Annotated in this window: 16 protein-coding genes; 9 read left to right on the top strand and 7 right to left on the bottom strand. The window is 66.2% G+C overall.

All coding sequences use genetic code 11. The features are described 5' to 3' along the window. The first annotated feature begins 43 nt into the window (after positions 1-43). On the top strand, positions 44-1,012 hold the full coding sequence (locus ACUTAF_RS09045; protein ID WP_445579660.1) for an alpha/beta hydrolase: 969 nt from the start codon (positions 44-46) through the stop codon (positions 1,010-1,012). Positions 1,013-1,049: 37 nt separating this feature from the next. Beyond that, positions 1,050-1,856 (top strand): hypothetical protein, encoded by an 807-nt coding sequence (locus ACUTAF_RS09040; protein WP_445579659.1) that lies wholly within the window; start codon positions 1,050-1,052, stop codon positions 1,854-1,856. 105 nt (positions 1,857-1,961) lie between these two features. On the opposite strand, the gene prmB is transcribed toward ACUTAF_RS09040, so the two are convergent. Further along, positions 1,962-2,882, bottom strand: coding sequence for a 50S ribosomal protein L3 N(5)-glutamine methyltransferase (prmB, locus tag ACUTAF_RS09035; RefSeq protein WP_445579658.1), 921 nt, complete (start codon positions 2,880-2,882; stop codon positions 1,962-1,964). A gap of 172 nt (positions 2,883-3,054) precedes the next feature. Here prmB and nhaD point away from each other — a divergent pair, with 172 nt between their 5' ends. Continuing rightward, positions 3,055-4,347, top strand: a complete 1,293-nt coding sequence (nhaD, locus tag ACUTAF_RS09030) for a sodium:proton antiporter NhaD (protein ID WP_445579657.1) — start codon at positions 3,055-3,057, stop codon at positions 4,345-4,347. A gap of 165 nt (positions 4,348-4,512) precedes the next feature. Here nhaD and ACUTAF_RS09025 read toward each other — a convergent pair whose 3' ends face one another. After that, entirely contained in the window at positions 4,513-4,647 is a 135-nt protein-coding gene (locus tag ACUTAF_RS09025; protein ID WP_445579656.1) for a hypothetical protein, read from the bottom strand. A gap of 155 nt (positions 4,648-4,802) precedes the next feature. On the opposite strand from ACUTAF_RS09025, the gene ACUTAF_RS09020 reads away from it, so the two are divergent. The 3 genes from ACUTAF_RS09020 (at position 4,803) to ACUTAF_RS09010 (ending at position 6,481) form a co-directional block, all read left to right on the top strand. Further along, positions 4,803-5,399 (top strand): cysteine hydrolase family protein, encoded by a 597-nt coding sequence (locus ACUTAF_RS09020; protein ID WP_445579655.1) that lies wholly within the window; start codon positions 4,803-4,805, stop codon positions 5,397-5,399. 79 nt (positions 5,400-5,478) lie between these two features. Then, positions 5,479-5,799, top strand: coding sequence for a hypothetical protein (locus ACUTAF_RS09015; protein WP_445579654.1), 321 nt, complete (start codon positions 5,479-5,481; stop codon positions 5,797-5,799). Between the two features lie 121 nt (positions 5,800-5,920). After that, complete coding sequence (locus tag ACUTAF_RS09010) at positions 5,921-6,481, top strand: Smr/MutS family protein (protein WP_445579653.1); 561 nt, start codon at positions 5,921-5,923, stop codon at positions 6,479-6,481. Here the strand turns inward: ACUTAF_RS09010 and ACUTAF_RS09005 are convergent, their stop codons facing one another. After that, complete coding sequence (locus tag ACUTAF_RS09005) at positions 6,482-7,030, bottom strand: carboxymuconolactone decarboxylase family protein (RefSeq protein ID WP_445579652.1); 549 nt, start codon at positions 7,028-7,030, stop codon at positions 6,482-6,484. 80 nt (positions 7,031-7,110) lie between these two features. On the opposite strand from ACUTAF_RS09005, the gene ACUTAF_RS09000 reads away from it, so the two are divergent. The 3 genes from ACUTAF_RS09000 (at position 7,111) to ACUTAF_RS08990 (ending at position 8,520) form a co-directional block, all read left to right on the top strand. Then, on the top strand, positions 7,111-7,452 hold the full coding sequence (locus ACUTAF_RS09000; RefSeq protein ID WP_445579651.1) for a winged helix-turn-helix transcriptional regulator: 342 nt from the start codon (positions 7,111-7,113) through the stop codon (positions 7,450-7,452). 84 nt (positions 7,453-7,536) lie between these two features. After that, a complete protein-coding gene (folE, locus tag ACUTAF_RS08995) occupies positions 7,537-8,082 on the top strand; it encodes a GTP cyclohydrolase I FolE (RefSeq protein WP_021445284.1) in 546 nt (181 codons plus the stop codon). A 69-nt stretch (positions 8,083-8,151) separates the two neighbouring features. Next, on the top strand, positions 8,152-8,520 hold the full coding sequence (locus ACUTAF_RS08990; protein ID WP_445579650.1) for a glutaredoxin family protein: 369 nt from the start codon (positions 8,152-8,154) through the stop codon (positions 8,518-8,520). A gap of 348 nt (positions 8,521-8,868) precedes the next feature. On the opposite strand, the gene ACUTAF_RS08985 is transcribed toward ACUTAF_RS08990, so the two are convergent. From ACUTAF_RS08985 to ACUTAF_RS08970, 4 genes are read right to left on the bottom strand one after another with little or no spacing between them, the layout of a single operon-like run. Continuing rightward, positions 8,869-9,906, bottom strand: coding sequence for a tetratricopeptide repeat protein (locus ACUTAF_RS08985; protein WP_445579649.1), 1,038 nt, complete (start codon positions 9,904-9,906; stop codon positions 8,869-8,871). 1 nt (position 9,907) lies between these two features. Further along, complete coding sequence (locus ACUTAF_RS08980; protein ID WP_445579648.1) at positions 9,908-10,876, bottom strand: type II secretion system F family protein; 969 nt, start codon at positions 10,874-10,876, stop codon at positions 9,908-9,910. A 24-nt stretch (positions 10,877-10,900) separates the two neighbouring features. Beyond that, entirely contained in the window at positions 10,901-11,887 is a 987-nt protein-coding gene (locus ACUTAF_RS08975; RefSeq protein WP_445579647.1) for a type II secretion system F family protein, read from the bottom strand. Beyond that, positions 11,884-13,320, bottom strand: coding sequence for a CpaF family protein (locus ACUTAF_RS08970; protein WP_445579646.1), 1,437 nt, complete (start codon positions 13,318-13,320; stop codon positions 11,884-11,886). The genes ACUTAF_RS08975 and ACUTAF_RS08970 overlap by 4 nt, the downstream gene beginning before the upstream one ends.

Here is a 13,320-nt window from a genome sequence, read left to right as displayed (position 1 = left end):
GACTAGCGTCCAATGCCAGTCTGCCACTACCCCACCCCCCATCATGCTGCGAACCCTGCTCTTGTCCCTCACCCTGATCACCGGCCTGGTCCAGGCCGCCCCGCTCGCCATCGTGCAGTCGCCGGTCAGCCTCGACACCGATCAGGGCACCCTATATGGCAGTCTGCTGCGGCCGCAAAGCGACTCGCCGATGCCGGTGGCGCTGCTGATCGCCGGCTCCGGTCCCACCGACCGCGACGGCAACAACCCCGCGGGCGGCCACAACGATGCGTTGAAGAAACTGGCGCAGGTGCTGGCGCGTGACGGCATCGCCAGCCTGCGCTACGACAAGCGCGGCGTGGCCGCCAGCAGCAAAGCCACGCCGGACGAGCGCGACCTCAGCGTGGAACGCTACGTGGCCGACGCCGAGGCCTGGGGGCGGATGCTCAAAGGCGATCCGCGTTTCGACCGGCTGATCCTGATCGGACACAGCGAAGGCGCGCTGATCGCCAGCCTGGCCGCCGCCGGCAGCGGCGCCGATGCCCTGGTGTCCGTCGCCGGCCCCGCCTACCCCATCGGCCAGGTGCTCGACGCCCAACTGGCCATGCGCCTGCGGCCTGCGCAACTGGCCGAGAGCCGGCAAATCCTCGCCAAGCTGATCCGTGGCCAGCAACAGCCCGAGGTGCCGAAGGGGCTGGAGGTATTGTTCCGCCCCAGCGTGCAGCCCTATCTGATCAGTCTGCTGCGCCAGAACCCGGCCGAGGCCTTCGCCGCGCTGCGGATTCCGGCGCTGATTGTCCAGGGCAGCCACGACGCCCAGGTCGGGGTCGACAACGCCGAGGTGCTCAAACAGGTCAAACCGGACGCCGAACTGGCGCTGATTCCCGGGATGAACCACGTCCTGCGCATCACCCCCCTGCCCTGGCAGGAACAGAAGGCTTCCTACGACGATCCTCGACTACCGCTGGCCCGCGCGCTGGGCGAGCGCATCGTCACCTTCATTCGCTCCAGTGCGGCGCAAAGCGGTCGATAACCTGCCTGACAGCAGTCCCAACGCACAGGTCCCCGCCATGAGCGAGCAACCCACCTCACAGCCCCAGCCCCTCGCACCGGGCGACGCCCAGCCGGCCAGCGAGCCGCCGGCCGCGACGCATCCCTGGGCCAACCTGCCGCCCGAGCAGTTCAGCCTGCTGCGCCTGGCCCCGTTGCCCGTGGATCGCGACACCGGCGCGCGGCCGCTGCGCTTCGTCCAGCTCGGCCGGGTCGAACGTCATGCCAAGCATCTCAGCCTGCTGCGCCTGAGCGTGCAGTTGCCGGGGCAGCGCCTGCATCACGAGCAGAACCTGCTGGAGGTGTGGGCCGACCATCAGCGCAAAGAGGTGCGCTTCGGCCCGGAAAGAGGCCTGAGCGTGGAACCGGCCAACCGTGGCCTGGGCCGCTTCCTGCTGGCTCAGGGCATCGCCTGGGCCAGTCGGCGCTATGCCCACTATCAGGTGGAAGGCGGCGCGCTGCCGACCAAGGACAATTTCAACGAAGCCGCGCGCGCCCGCCGCGACCATGCCCTCAAGGCGCAGGGCTTCACCATCGTCTACAGCGACCCGCTGCAGCTCAAGCCCGTCTATGGCGCCGCTCGGGTCGGCTCGCTGCATGGTGATTGGCAGATGGAGAAGGTGCAGGTCGTCGAGCTGCTGGACGCCGCCGCCATGCTGCAGCAGGCGGATCAGAACCTGCGCGAGCGGGACGTGCAGCTGCGCAAGCTGGAAGAAAAGGTCGAGCGCTTCAGGCGCGAGGACAGCGGCCTGCGCTTCACCATCAGTTGCCTGGTGGCCTTCTGCCTGTTCCAGGCCGGGCTGCTGATCTGGATCGCCACGCGGTAGAGTCGTTGCCGGAACATCGTAGGGTGGATGACGTTTCACCCGTCCACCGATCACACCTGCGTGGTGGATGAAGAAAGCGTCATCCACCGTCGCCAGCGGTGCGAATCAGCCGCCGACCCGCGAGCGGAACAGCGCCTGATGTTCGCGGCACTGCTTGGCCGCCAACAGGAATACGCCGTGGCCGCCGCGCTCGAACTCCAGCCAGGTGAAGTCCACTTCCGGGTATAGCGCCTCGACATGCACCTGGCTGTTGCCCACCTCGACGATCAGCAGGCCGCGCTCGGTCAGGTGGTCGGCGGCCTCGGCCAGCATGCGCCGCACCAGATTCAGGCCGTCGTCGCCGCAGGCCAGGCCCATGGCCGGCTCGTGATGGTACTCGGCGGGCATGTCGGCGAAATCCTCGGCGTCGACGTACGGCGGGTTGGAGACGATCAAATCGAAGCGCTGCCCCGGCAGGCCGGCGAAGCCGTCGCCCTGCACGCAGTAGACGCGCTCGTCCAGGCCATGGCGCTCGATGTTCTGGTTGGCCACCTCCAGCGCCTCGAACGACAGATCGGCCAGCACCACCTCGGCCTCGGGAAACTCATAGGCGCAGGCGATGCCGATGCAGCCCGAGCCGGTACACAGGTCGAGCACCCGCGCAGGCTCAGCCGGCAGCCAGGGGGCGAAATGCTGCTCGATCAGTTCGGCAATCGGCGAGCGCGGCACCAGCACACGCTCGTCGACGACGAAGGGCAGGCCGCAAAACCAGGCCTCGCCGAGCAGGTAGGCGGTGGGCACGCGCTCCTCGATACGGCGCTTGAGCAGCGCCTGCAGATGGGCGTGTTCGTCATCCTCCAGGCGACAGTCGAGGTAGGCATCGGACATCTGCCAGGGCAGGTGCAGGGCGCCGAGCACCAGTTGGCGCGCCTCGTCCCAGGCGTTGTCGGTGCCATGGCCGAAGAACAGTTGCTCGGCCTGGAAACGGCTGACGGCCCAGCGGATGTAGTCGCGCAGGGTGCGTAAACGGGTAGCGGGGAGGGTCACGGGCGATCTCCGAGTGAAAACGGCGCAGTTTAGCCCAGGCCAGGCACAGGGCGCATGGCCGTAAATAAATGCCGTCAAGTCGTAGTTCGACTGCTGCCAGGCGCAGGGTCACATCGTTATAATTTGCAACGATTTCTTAACCCTTCCCATCCCTTCCTAATGAGAACCCCCAATGGTCATCGACCCCTTCTCGCTCACGGGCTTGCTCGTGCTGGCGATATTCCTTGTTGGCATGACGCTGATAATTTTTGAAGCGCAACTGGAGATGGATAAGTTCAAGCCGGCCATGTTCATGATGTCCGGCCTGATCGTCATCGGCGTGCACTACGCCCTCGTCGACCCCAACGGCTTCCAGTACTTCCTCCATGCCCAGAGCGAAACCAAGGAGGAGCTGTTCGGCCTGATCGCCTTCATGGCCTTCATGTGGATGGTGGTGGAGCTGCTCAACGAGCGGAACGTGTTCACCGCGCTCAATGGCTACCTGCTGCGCAAGGGCCTCGGTGCGCGCGGCATGTTCTGGGCCACCGGCGCGCTGTCGGCGACCCTGTCGCCGTTTCTCAACAACTTCACCACGGCGATGATCTTCGGCAAGACCATCACCAGCATTTCCAGCCACCCACGCTACACCCACGTGGCGCTGTGCAACATCGTGGTGGCGTCCAACTCCGGAGTCTGGTTCCTCGGTACCTCCACCAGCCTGATGGTGGTGCTGGCCGGCAAGATCAGCATCGCCGGCCTGCTGCTGCTGATCCCCTCGGCGCTGATCGGCTGGCTGCTATTCGCCGCCACCCTGCAGCTGTTCTACCTGAACAAGCTGCAGGGCCAGCAGCTGATCCGCAAGGTCGACGCCAGCGAGAGCCGGCTCAAGCCGGGCGGCGCCGGCCTGGCCCTGGTGGGTTTCATCGCGGTGATCGGCGCGGTGCTGTGCAACATCGTGCTCAAGGTGGGCATCGAGTTCGCCATCGGCATCGGCCTCGGCCTGGTCGCCCTGTACAGCTGGCTGCTGACCCGCATGGGCATCGAGACGCGCTGGCACGAGCAGCTGCAGAAGGTGGAATGGAACGCCCTGCTGTTCTTCATCGGCATCATCACCTCGGTGGCCTGCCTCAACCACGTCGGCTGGCTGTCCTACATCTCGCGGCTGTTCGAGATCCTCGACCCGACCCTGGTCAACCTGGTGCTGGGCATCGCCTCCGGGGTGATGGACAACGTGCCGGTGGAGGCCGCGGCGTTGATGTCCAACCCGCAACTGGGCCTGGATCAGTGGGCGCTGAACGCGCTGATGGTCGGTATCGGCGGTTCGCTGACGGTGGTCGGTTCGGCCGCCGGGGTGATGGCCATGACCCTGGACAAGAGCTACAGCTTCGGCACGCACCTGAAGTTCCTGCCGGCGATCCTGGTCAATTTCCTCGGCTCGCTCGGCATCTGGTACCTGCAGTTCCAGTGGCTCGGCCTCGGCGGCTGAGGCCATCGCGCAGAAACAAACGCCCCGCATCGTGCGGGGCGTTTTCGTTTGTAGAGCGAAGATGCCGGGCGCTTGTCCGCCGGATTGGCCAAGGCTTCGCCATGCCCAACCGATGCAAGGGCTGCCTGGTACACAGCCAACGCTTGGCGGGCCTGTACCAGGCGATCAAGGGCGCTGGCGTTTCTTGCGCGTCCAGCCGGGCTCATCCGGCGGCCGGCGCAACTCGCGCAGCACGGCGATGGCCACGGCAATGGAAAACAGCAGCCAGAAATGCGGGGACAATTGCGAAAACAGCGACATGGGCAACTCCTTTTGCATTGCGACCCCAGCTCCGTCGGGACGGTTCCGATTCTGCTCCGGCGCCCCCGGCTGAGCAAGTAATGGCGCAGGGAGGTTCACAGAGCGCGTCGGCAAGCGGACAATGGCACATCATCACCATCAGCCAGGAGTCCGAGATGTCCCTTCCGCAAACCATGTTCCAGCTCACCGGTCGTGGCCACGCTCCGGCCAGCCTGGGCAATGCGACCCTGCTGATCATCGATGCCCAGGAGGAGTACCGCAGCGGCGTGCTCGCCCTGCCCGGCCTGGACCCCGCCCTGGCCGAGATCGCCAGTCTGCTGGCGGCCGCGCGCGCCTCCGGCAGCGCCATAGTTCACGTCAAGCACCTCGGCATTCCCGGTGGCCTGCTCGACCCCAGCGGCCCGCGCGGCCGTCACCTGCCGGAGGTCGCCCCGCTGGCGGGCGAGATCGTGGTGGAGAAGCGCCTGCCCAATGCCTTCGCCGGCACCGAACTGCACGACCGCCTGCAGGCACTCGGCCATCTGGACCTGATCGTCTGCGGTTTCATGACCCACTCCAGCGTCAGCACCACGGTGCGCGCTGCCAAGGACTATGGTTACCGCTGCACCCTGGTCGATGCCGCCTGCGCCACCCGCGATCTGCCGGCACCCGATGGCAGCGTGATAGCCGCAGCCCAGATGCACCGCATCGAAATGATCGCCCTGGCCGACAACTTCGCCACCCTGGTGCCGCAGGCCAAGGCGCTGATCTGATCGCCATCGGCCGGACCGGCCAGCGGAACCCCAGAGACACTGACCGGTCATACCGCCGACAGCCCCAAAGGAAATCGGCATGAAGCTGTCCGACGATTTCGATGCACGCCGCCTGCGCCCCCGTCAGCCGAAGAGCTGGCGCCTGCGCATCGGCGCGGCCGTGGGCGCGCTGCTGGCCACCTTCGGCATTCTCCTGACGATGGCCGGCGTCGCCTCGCTGGCCGGGCGTGCGCCGATGCTGGGCACGCTCAACGACACCAGCGGCGAAGCCATCGTCCTGCTCCTGCTCGGCTTGGTCCTGCTGTGGGCCGGCATCGGCTTCTGGCGCCGTTGCCGACGGCGCATGCGTCGCCCCAGCGACCTCAGCCTGTCGCCACACCTGATGAAAAAACGCGACTGAAGGGCCGCAGACAAAAGTAAGAATGGCCCGGAGCTACTTTTACGCCGCGCGCCGATAGCCCGCAGGGTGGCCGCCGGGAACGGCAGGCCATAAAATGCCAGCCTGTTTCGCGGAGCCACCGATGCAAGACGACGACTTTTCCCTGTTCCAGGCCGAGCTGCGCGGCGTCAAGCCGATCAAGCACGACCGCGCCGATACCGGCAAACCCAAACCCGATCGCAAGCAGTTCAGCACGCTGCGCCAGGCCGCCAGCATCAGCCAGGGCGAGATCAAGGTGGACGGCCTGTCCGACCAGTTCGTCATCGACGTGGGCGCCGAAGACCCGCTGTACTGGGCCGGCAACGGTGTGCAGGAAGGCCAGATGCGCAAGCTCAAGCTCGGCCAGATTGCCTTCGACGGCAGCCTCGACCTGCACGGCATGAGCGTCGAGAAGGCGCGCGACACGCTGTGGGAGTTCCTCGCCGAAGCCGCCAGGCTGGAGGTGCGCTGCGTACGCGTGACCCACGGCAAGGCGGTGCGCATGGACGGCCGCAAGCCGATGCTCAAGAGCCACGTCAACACCTGGCTGCGCCAGCACCCGCAGGTGCTCGGCTTCACCTCCTGCCTGGCCAAGCACGGCGGCACCGGCGCCGTATACATCCTGCTCAAACGCACCATGATGGACGGACGCGACGAGTACTGATCAGCCGGGAAAGCGCGGCGCATAGCCTTCCCGCTCGACCTGCAGACCATTCACCACGAAGGACACCGCGTGGTAGAGACCGACCAACAGCAGGCACTCGATCAGCTGCTGGTCGCTGAAATGCTCGCGCAGACGCCGCCACAGAATATCGTCGACGCTGGCGCTGGCATGCAGGCTGTCCGCCAGCGCCACGAGCGCCTGCTCTGCCGGGCTCCATAGCCCCGGATCGATGGAGTCGCTGCAGGTATCGGCGATCTGCTCGGCAGTGAAGCCGGCCTTGCCGGCGAATCCCGCCACATGCACGCCCCACTCGTACTCGGCGCTGCATAGCGCGGTAGCGCGCAGAATCAGCAACTCACGCTCGCGCAGCGCGATGCTGCCGCGATCCAGCAGGCCGCCGGCCAGCATGCGCTGCAGTACGCGCGAGTTGTGCGCCATGCTACGGAACAGTTTGAGCGGTGCCATCCCAGGCGGCATGATGCGCTCGAAGGCGGCCTGGATATCGGGGCTGTAGGGCGGGTTCAGCGGTTGTACGCGGGGCTGGTTCATCGGCTGCTCTCCTGTCATGCTACTAAATAAGTAGCAGCCAACAATCTAAGGCGCTACTAAAAAAGAAGCAAGGAGACGAGATGAACTTCCCCCATCCCGGCGATCCGGTGCGCGGTTCGGCCAGCGGCCGCCCGATCATGGCCCTGCTCGACCTGCTCGGGCGGCGCTGGAGTCTGCGTGTGCTGTGGGAACTGCACCAGGCGCCGGCCAGCTTCCGCGAGTTGCAGGCACGCTGCGAGGGGCTATCGCCCTCGGTGCTGAATACCCGCCTGGGCGAGCTGCGCGAGGCCCGGCTGCTGGAAAACGGCGAGTGCGGCTACCAGCTCTCGCCCGTCGGCCTGGAGCTGGTGCAGCGCTGCCTGCCGCTGGCGCACTGGGCCGAGGAGTGGGCCGCGCAACTGCCGCCACGGCCGCAAAAGTAGCTCGCGCTGGCGCACGGCGCCCTTGCCAGGGGCCCGGCCGCGCCCTACCCTGCGCGCCTGAGCATCAATCCCACAGGAATACCCATGTCCCTGGAACAACACTACACCGCGATCCTCGGCCAGCTCGGCGAGGACGCCTCCCGTGAAGGCCTGCTGGATACGCCCAAGCGCGCGGCCAAGGCCATGCAGTACCTCTGCCGCGGCTACCAGCAGACGCTGGAAGAAGTCACCAACGGCGCGCTGTTCAGCTCCGACAACAGCGAGATGGTGCTGGTCAAGAACATCGAGCTGTACTCGCTGTGCGAGCACCACCTGCTGCCGTTCATCGGCAAGGCCCACGTCGCCTATATCCCCAACGGCAAGGTGCTCGGCCTGTCCAAGGTGGCGCGCATCGTCGACATGTACGCCCGCCGCCTGCAGATCCAGGAAAACCTCAGCCGGCAGATCGCCGAGGCCATCGAACAGGTCACCGGCGCCCTCGGCGTGGCGGTGGTCATCGAGGCCCAGCACATGTGCATGATGATGCGCGGCGTGGAGAAGCAGAACTCGTCCATGGTCACCTCGGTGATGCTTGGCGAATTCCGTGAAAACCCGGCGACCCGCAGCGAATTCCTCAGCCTGATCGGCTAAGGCGCAGCCCCCCACCACGACGGCCGTTCACGACGCTGAACGGCCGTCGGCATTTCAGGAGTAGAAACCATGTTGCTCAAGGCCCTTCGCATTGGCCTCGGCCAGATCGTCGTGTTCGTCGACTGGATCAGCCGCCCGCGTAAACTCCAGCGCAGCGCCGCGGCGCAGGCCGAGGTGGAACGCGCCACGGCCGACCTGGCGCTGTACCAGTTCCACGCCTGCCCGTTCTGCGTCAAGGTACGGCGCAGCCTGCACCGCCTGAACCTGCCGGTGCAACTGCGCGACGCCAAGCACGACGCCGAGCATCGCCAGGCCCTGGAACAGCAGGGCGGCCGCATCAAGGTGCCCTGCCTGCGCATCGAGGAAAACGGCCAGAGCATCTGGCTGTATGAATCCAAGGCGATCATCGCCTACCTGGATCAGCGTTTCGCTGGCTGAGCGGATGCGCCCCAGGCCGGCTGTAGCCTCTTGTAAAAACGAAGGATGGGTCGTACCAGGATCGCTCCTAGCACTTCGCAGCCTGGGTCAGCCGACGGGGTAATCGGGACGGCCTCCCTGAGTATCTTGCACTCAACCCAGGCTACGAGCTTTGTGGGAGCCGCGCCCCGCGGCGAAAGCGATCGAACCGGCAACCTGGTCGTCAAAAGCTTCGCCCCGGGGCGGGGCTCCTACAGGTTTCGTTTGCGGGTGCACGTGGCGCACCCTACCGACCGATGTACGAAGACGCGCCTGCCTGCGGAGGCGGGGTTTCCCCCGCAGGCTGGCGCGCCCGCGCAATCCGGTTGCTCAGGGCAGCGCCTGCTGCTCGCCGGGCACCCCGGCGACCGCTTCGACATCCGCGGTCAGCCCACCGCGCAGGCGGATCTTGCGGATCTGCTCGACCCGGCGCAGGTTGTCCCAGGCTGTGTCGTAGTGCGAGGGGGATTGGTCGATCGCGCTGCGAAAGAATTGCTCGGCAACATCCAGCTTGCCTTCCACCAGGCAGATATAACCGACCTCGTTGCTCGCCTGGGCACGTTTGCCGATCTGCTCGAATGCGGAAAGTGCCTCCTCGTACCGCTCCATCCGCGCCAGCAGCAACCCGTAGTTGCGCCATAACGGCTTGTAACTGGAGTCGTAGCTGATGCCGCGCTGGTAGGTACGTTCGGCCTCGGGCCATTGGCCGGCCAGGTAGTAGGAGTAGCCCAGGCTGTTCTGCACCAGCACCGAGCGAGGCTCGATCAGCAAGGCCAAACGGTAGTACGCCTCGGACAACGGAAAGTCGTTGCTCAGATCGGCGAGTACGCCAAGGGCGTTGTAGACCTTCAGCGGCGACTGGCTGTCTACCTTGAGCGCGGCCACATCAGGCGAGCCGTCGCTCAGCTCGTTACCCAGGCGCCGCTGATCCAGCACCACCGCCTTGAACAGCAAGCTCCGCGCGGCCTCGTGATCACGCTTGGCCAGTTGCAGCAGGCCCATCTCGGCCAGGGCGCCGAGGTTTTCCGGATCGTTTGCCAGTACATCGGCGAAGGCCATCTCGGCCAGTTGGTTGTTGCCCCGCTCGCGGTGAATGCGGCCGACCCACACCAGCGCCTCGTAGCGTTTCGGGTCCAGCTCGATGGCGCGCAGGTACTGGAACAGCGACTGATCCAGATCGCCCGCCTGGTAGGCCATCGCCGCCATCTGCATCGCCTGGTCGGCCGAGGTGCTGGACTTGCGCACCTTGTACAGCAACGAATTGTCGCCGGCATAGACGGAGCGCGTATCCAGCGCCGGCTCCGGCCCCATGGTCTGGCATCCCGACAGCACGGCCATCATGGCCAACAGCAGACAGATTCTTTTCATGTCATACCTTCCCGAAGACTTTAAGTACACCGATGAGGGCGGGACCGATGGCCACCAGGAAAAAGCTCGGCCACAGGCACAAGACTAGTGGGAATATCAGCTTGGTGCCGATTTTCGCCGCCGCCTCCTCGGCCTTCTGGGTGCGCCGGTCGCGAAATTCCTCGGCGTAGATGCGCAGGGTATCGGCCACGCTGGTGCCGAAGCGGATGCTCTGCGCCAGCAGGCTGACCAGGCCGCGGATGTCCTCCAGCCCGGTGCGCTCGGCCAGGTGTTTGAGCGCCTCGGTACTGGGTATGCCGGCGCGGATCTCCGCATTGACCAGGGCCAGCTCCAGCGCCAGTTCCGGCTGGCTCACCGCCATCTCGTCGGCCACCCGCTCGATCGCCTGGGGCAGGGCCAGCCCCGACTCCACGCACACCACCATCAGGTCCAGGGCATCGGGAAAGGCCACCAGCAGGCGAGTCATGCGCGCCTGCTTGCGCTTGTCGACATAGATGGCCGGCGCCAGCCAGCCGCCCCCCGCTGCCGCCAGCACCAGCAAGAGCCCAACCAGCAGCGACATCTTGGGGATCAGCGGCAACGCCAGCAGGGTCAGGCCGACCAGAATCAGCGGCAGGAGCAGGCGCACCGCCCAGTAGGTCTGCACCGCCGCCGGCGAGCGATAACCGGCATGGGTCAGCAGGGTACGAGTGGCAGACGCCTGCCCCTGCTCCTCCGAGGTAAAACGCTGGCCCACCTGCTCCAGCATCAGTTGCAGGTTGCTGGGCGCGTCCTGGCCGACGGCCAGGCCGCCGTGCCCGCGCTTGATCAGGGTAAGGCGCCGCTGCACCGGGTCGCGCAGGCCCAGCACCAGCATGGCCAGGGTGGCCATGGCGAGCACCGCGCTCAGACCGATGGCGCCGACGAACAGCACGCGCGCCAGCTCCTCGTTGCCCACCAAACGATTGAGCAGACTAAGCAGATAGTCCATGACGCATACCTCCTCGGCCCGTTATCAGACCTGGATGCGGATGATCTTGCGGATCCAGAAGATACCCAGCAGCATGGCAACGAAGGCCGCCATCGCCAGCTTCTGCCCCATGGGCTCCTTGATCAGCAACGGAAGATAGGTAGGGCTGGTGAGCACGATTGCCGCCGCCAGCACGAAAGGCACCGCCACCAGCACCCAGGCCGACATGCGCCCTTCGGCCGACAGGGTCTTGACCTTGCGCTGGAAGCGGAAGCGCCCGCGGATCAGGCTGCTCAGGCGCTCCAGCACCTCGGTCAGGTTGCCGCCGGTATCGCGGTGGATCAGCACCGAGGTCACCAGCATCATCACCGTCATGCTCGGCATGCGCTCCAGCAGACCGAGCATGGCCCGGCGCACGTCGTTGCCGTAGTTGATATCGGCGAAGGTCAGGCCGAACTCGTGAGCCACCGGGCCCTTGTGCTCCTCGGCCACCAGTTGCAGGGTCTCGTTGAACGGGTGGCCGGCGCGCAGGGCCCGGCACATTGCATCCAGGGCGTCCGGCAGGTCCTCCTCGAACTGGGCGAAACGCTTGCCGCGGTCGCTGGCGATCTTCAGCACCGGCAACCAGCACACCGCCAGGGCTGCCGGCAGCGCCAGCCACCAGAGCTGGGTGAACAACCACAGCAGCATGCCCACGGCCACGCCGAGGATCAGCCCGAGCAGCAGCACCCGGTAGGCGCGGTAGTCGCGGCCGGCCTGCTCGATCATCTGCGCCAGGGCCTCCATGGCCGGCAACTGCTCCAGCCTGGCCTCCAGCGGCGACAGGCGGCGCAGGTACTTCTGCCGCAACACCGTCTGCATATTCGGCAGGTCGCTGGCCCGCTCCAGCACCTGCATACGGCTGCGGATGCGCTTGCGCACCTGGCCCGCCTCGCCGAACACCGGCACCACCAGGCCCTGGCTGAGCAGGAACACCGCGGCGAACACCATACCGAGGAACGCCAGGATGAACTCGCTGGGAATCTGGTTCATGACTGCCCCTCCATCCATTCCGGCCGGAACATGTTCAGCGGCAGCTCGATGCCGCGCTTGCCCATCACCTCGCGGAAGGCCGGCACCATGCCGGTCGGCCGGTAGTCGCCGAGCACCTCGCCATGCTCGCCGATGCCGCGACGGACGAAGGCGAAGATCTCGGTCATGGTGATGATCTCGCCCTCCATGCCGTTGATCTCCTGCACGCTGACCAGCCGCCGCCTGCCGTCCTCCTGGCGTTCGAGCTGGATCACCACGTCGATGGCCGAGGCTATCTGCTGGCGCAGGGCCTTGATCGGGAAGGTGGCGCCGGTCATCGACACCATGTTCTCGATGCGGCCCAGGGCATCGCGCGCGGTATTGGCATGGATGGTGGTCAGCGAGCCGTCGTGGCCGGTGTTCATCGCCGTCAGCATGTCCAGTGCCTCGGCGCCGCGCACCTCGCCGATGACGATGCGGTCCGGGCGCATGCGCAGGCTGTTGCGCACCAGCTCGCGCTGATTGACCTCGCCGCGGCCCTCGATATTCGGCGGCCGGGTTTCCAGGCGCACCACGTGCGGCTGCTGCAGCTGCAGCTCGGCCGAGTCCTCGATGGTGACGATGCGCTCGTTGTGCGGGATGAAGCTGGACAGCACGTTGAGCATGGTGGTCTTGCCGCTGCCGGTACCGCCGGAGATCAACACGTTCAAGCGGCCACGGACGATGGCCTTGAGCATCAGGGCGATGGCCGGGGTCAGGGTGCCCATCTCCACCAGGCTCTCGCTACTGAGCAGATCCACCGCGAAACGGCGGATCGAGATGCTCGGCCCGTCGATGGCCAGCGGCGGGATGATGGCGTTGACCCGCGAGCCGTCCTTGAGCCGCGCATCGACCAGCGGCGAGGACTCGTCGATGCGCCGACCCAGGCTGGAGACGATGCGGTCGATGATGTTCAGCAGGTGCTGGTCGTCGCGAAAGCGCACGTCGGTCTGCTGCAGCTTGCCGTGCCGCTCGACATACACCGAGGCATGGCCGTTGACCAGGATGTCCGACACGCTGTGGTCGGCCAGCAGCGGCTCCAGCGGCCCCAGGCCGAGCACCTCGTCGGTGATCTGCTTGATGATCAACTGGCGGCTGGCCGCGCTCACCGGCGCGCTATGGTCCTCCATCAGACGCAAGCAGATGTCGCGGATCTGCCGCACCGCATCGACCTGCTCCAGGGAATCCAGCAGCGACAGGTCCATGACCTTGAGCAGCTGCTGGTAGATCTTCTCGCGCCACTCCGCCTCCACCGGGCTGAGGTGGGTCTTGGTTTCGTAGAGCTCGGCCGGTGCGCTGTGCTCCCAGGCCATCAGGTCCGGGGCGGTCTCGCCCCGGGTGCCCGGCTCGGCAGACGACGCCTCCACGGCCTTGAGCGGCTGCTGGCGCAGGCGGTTGCGCAATTCATTGAGCAT

Source organism: Pseudomonas sp. SP16.1 (assembly GCF_052682975.1).
Note: the sequence above shows the minus strand (reverse complement) of the source record. Positions and strands in the feature narration are given on the sequence as shown.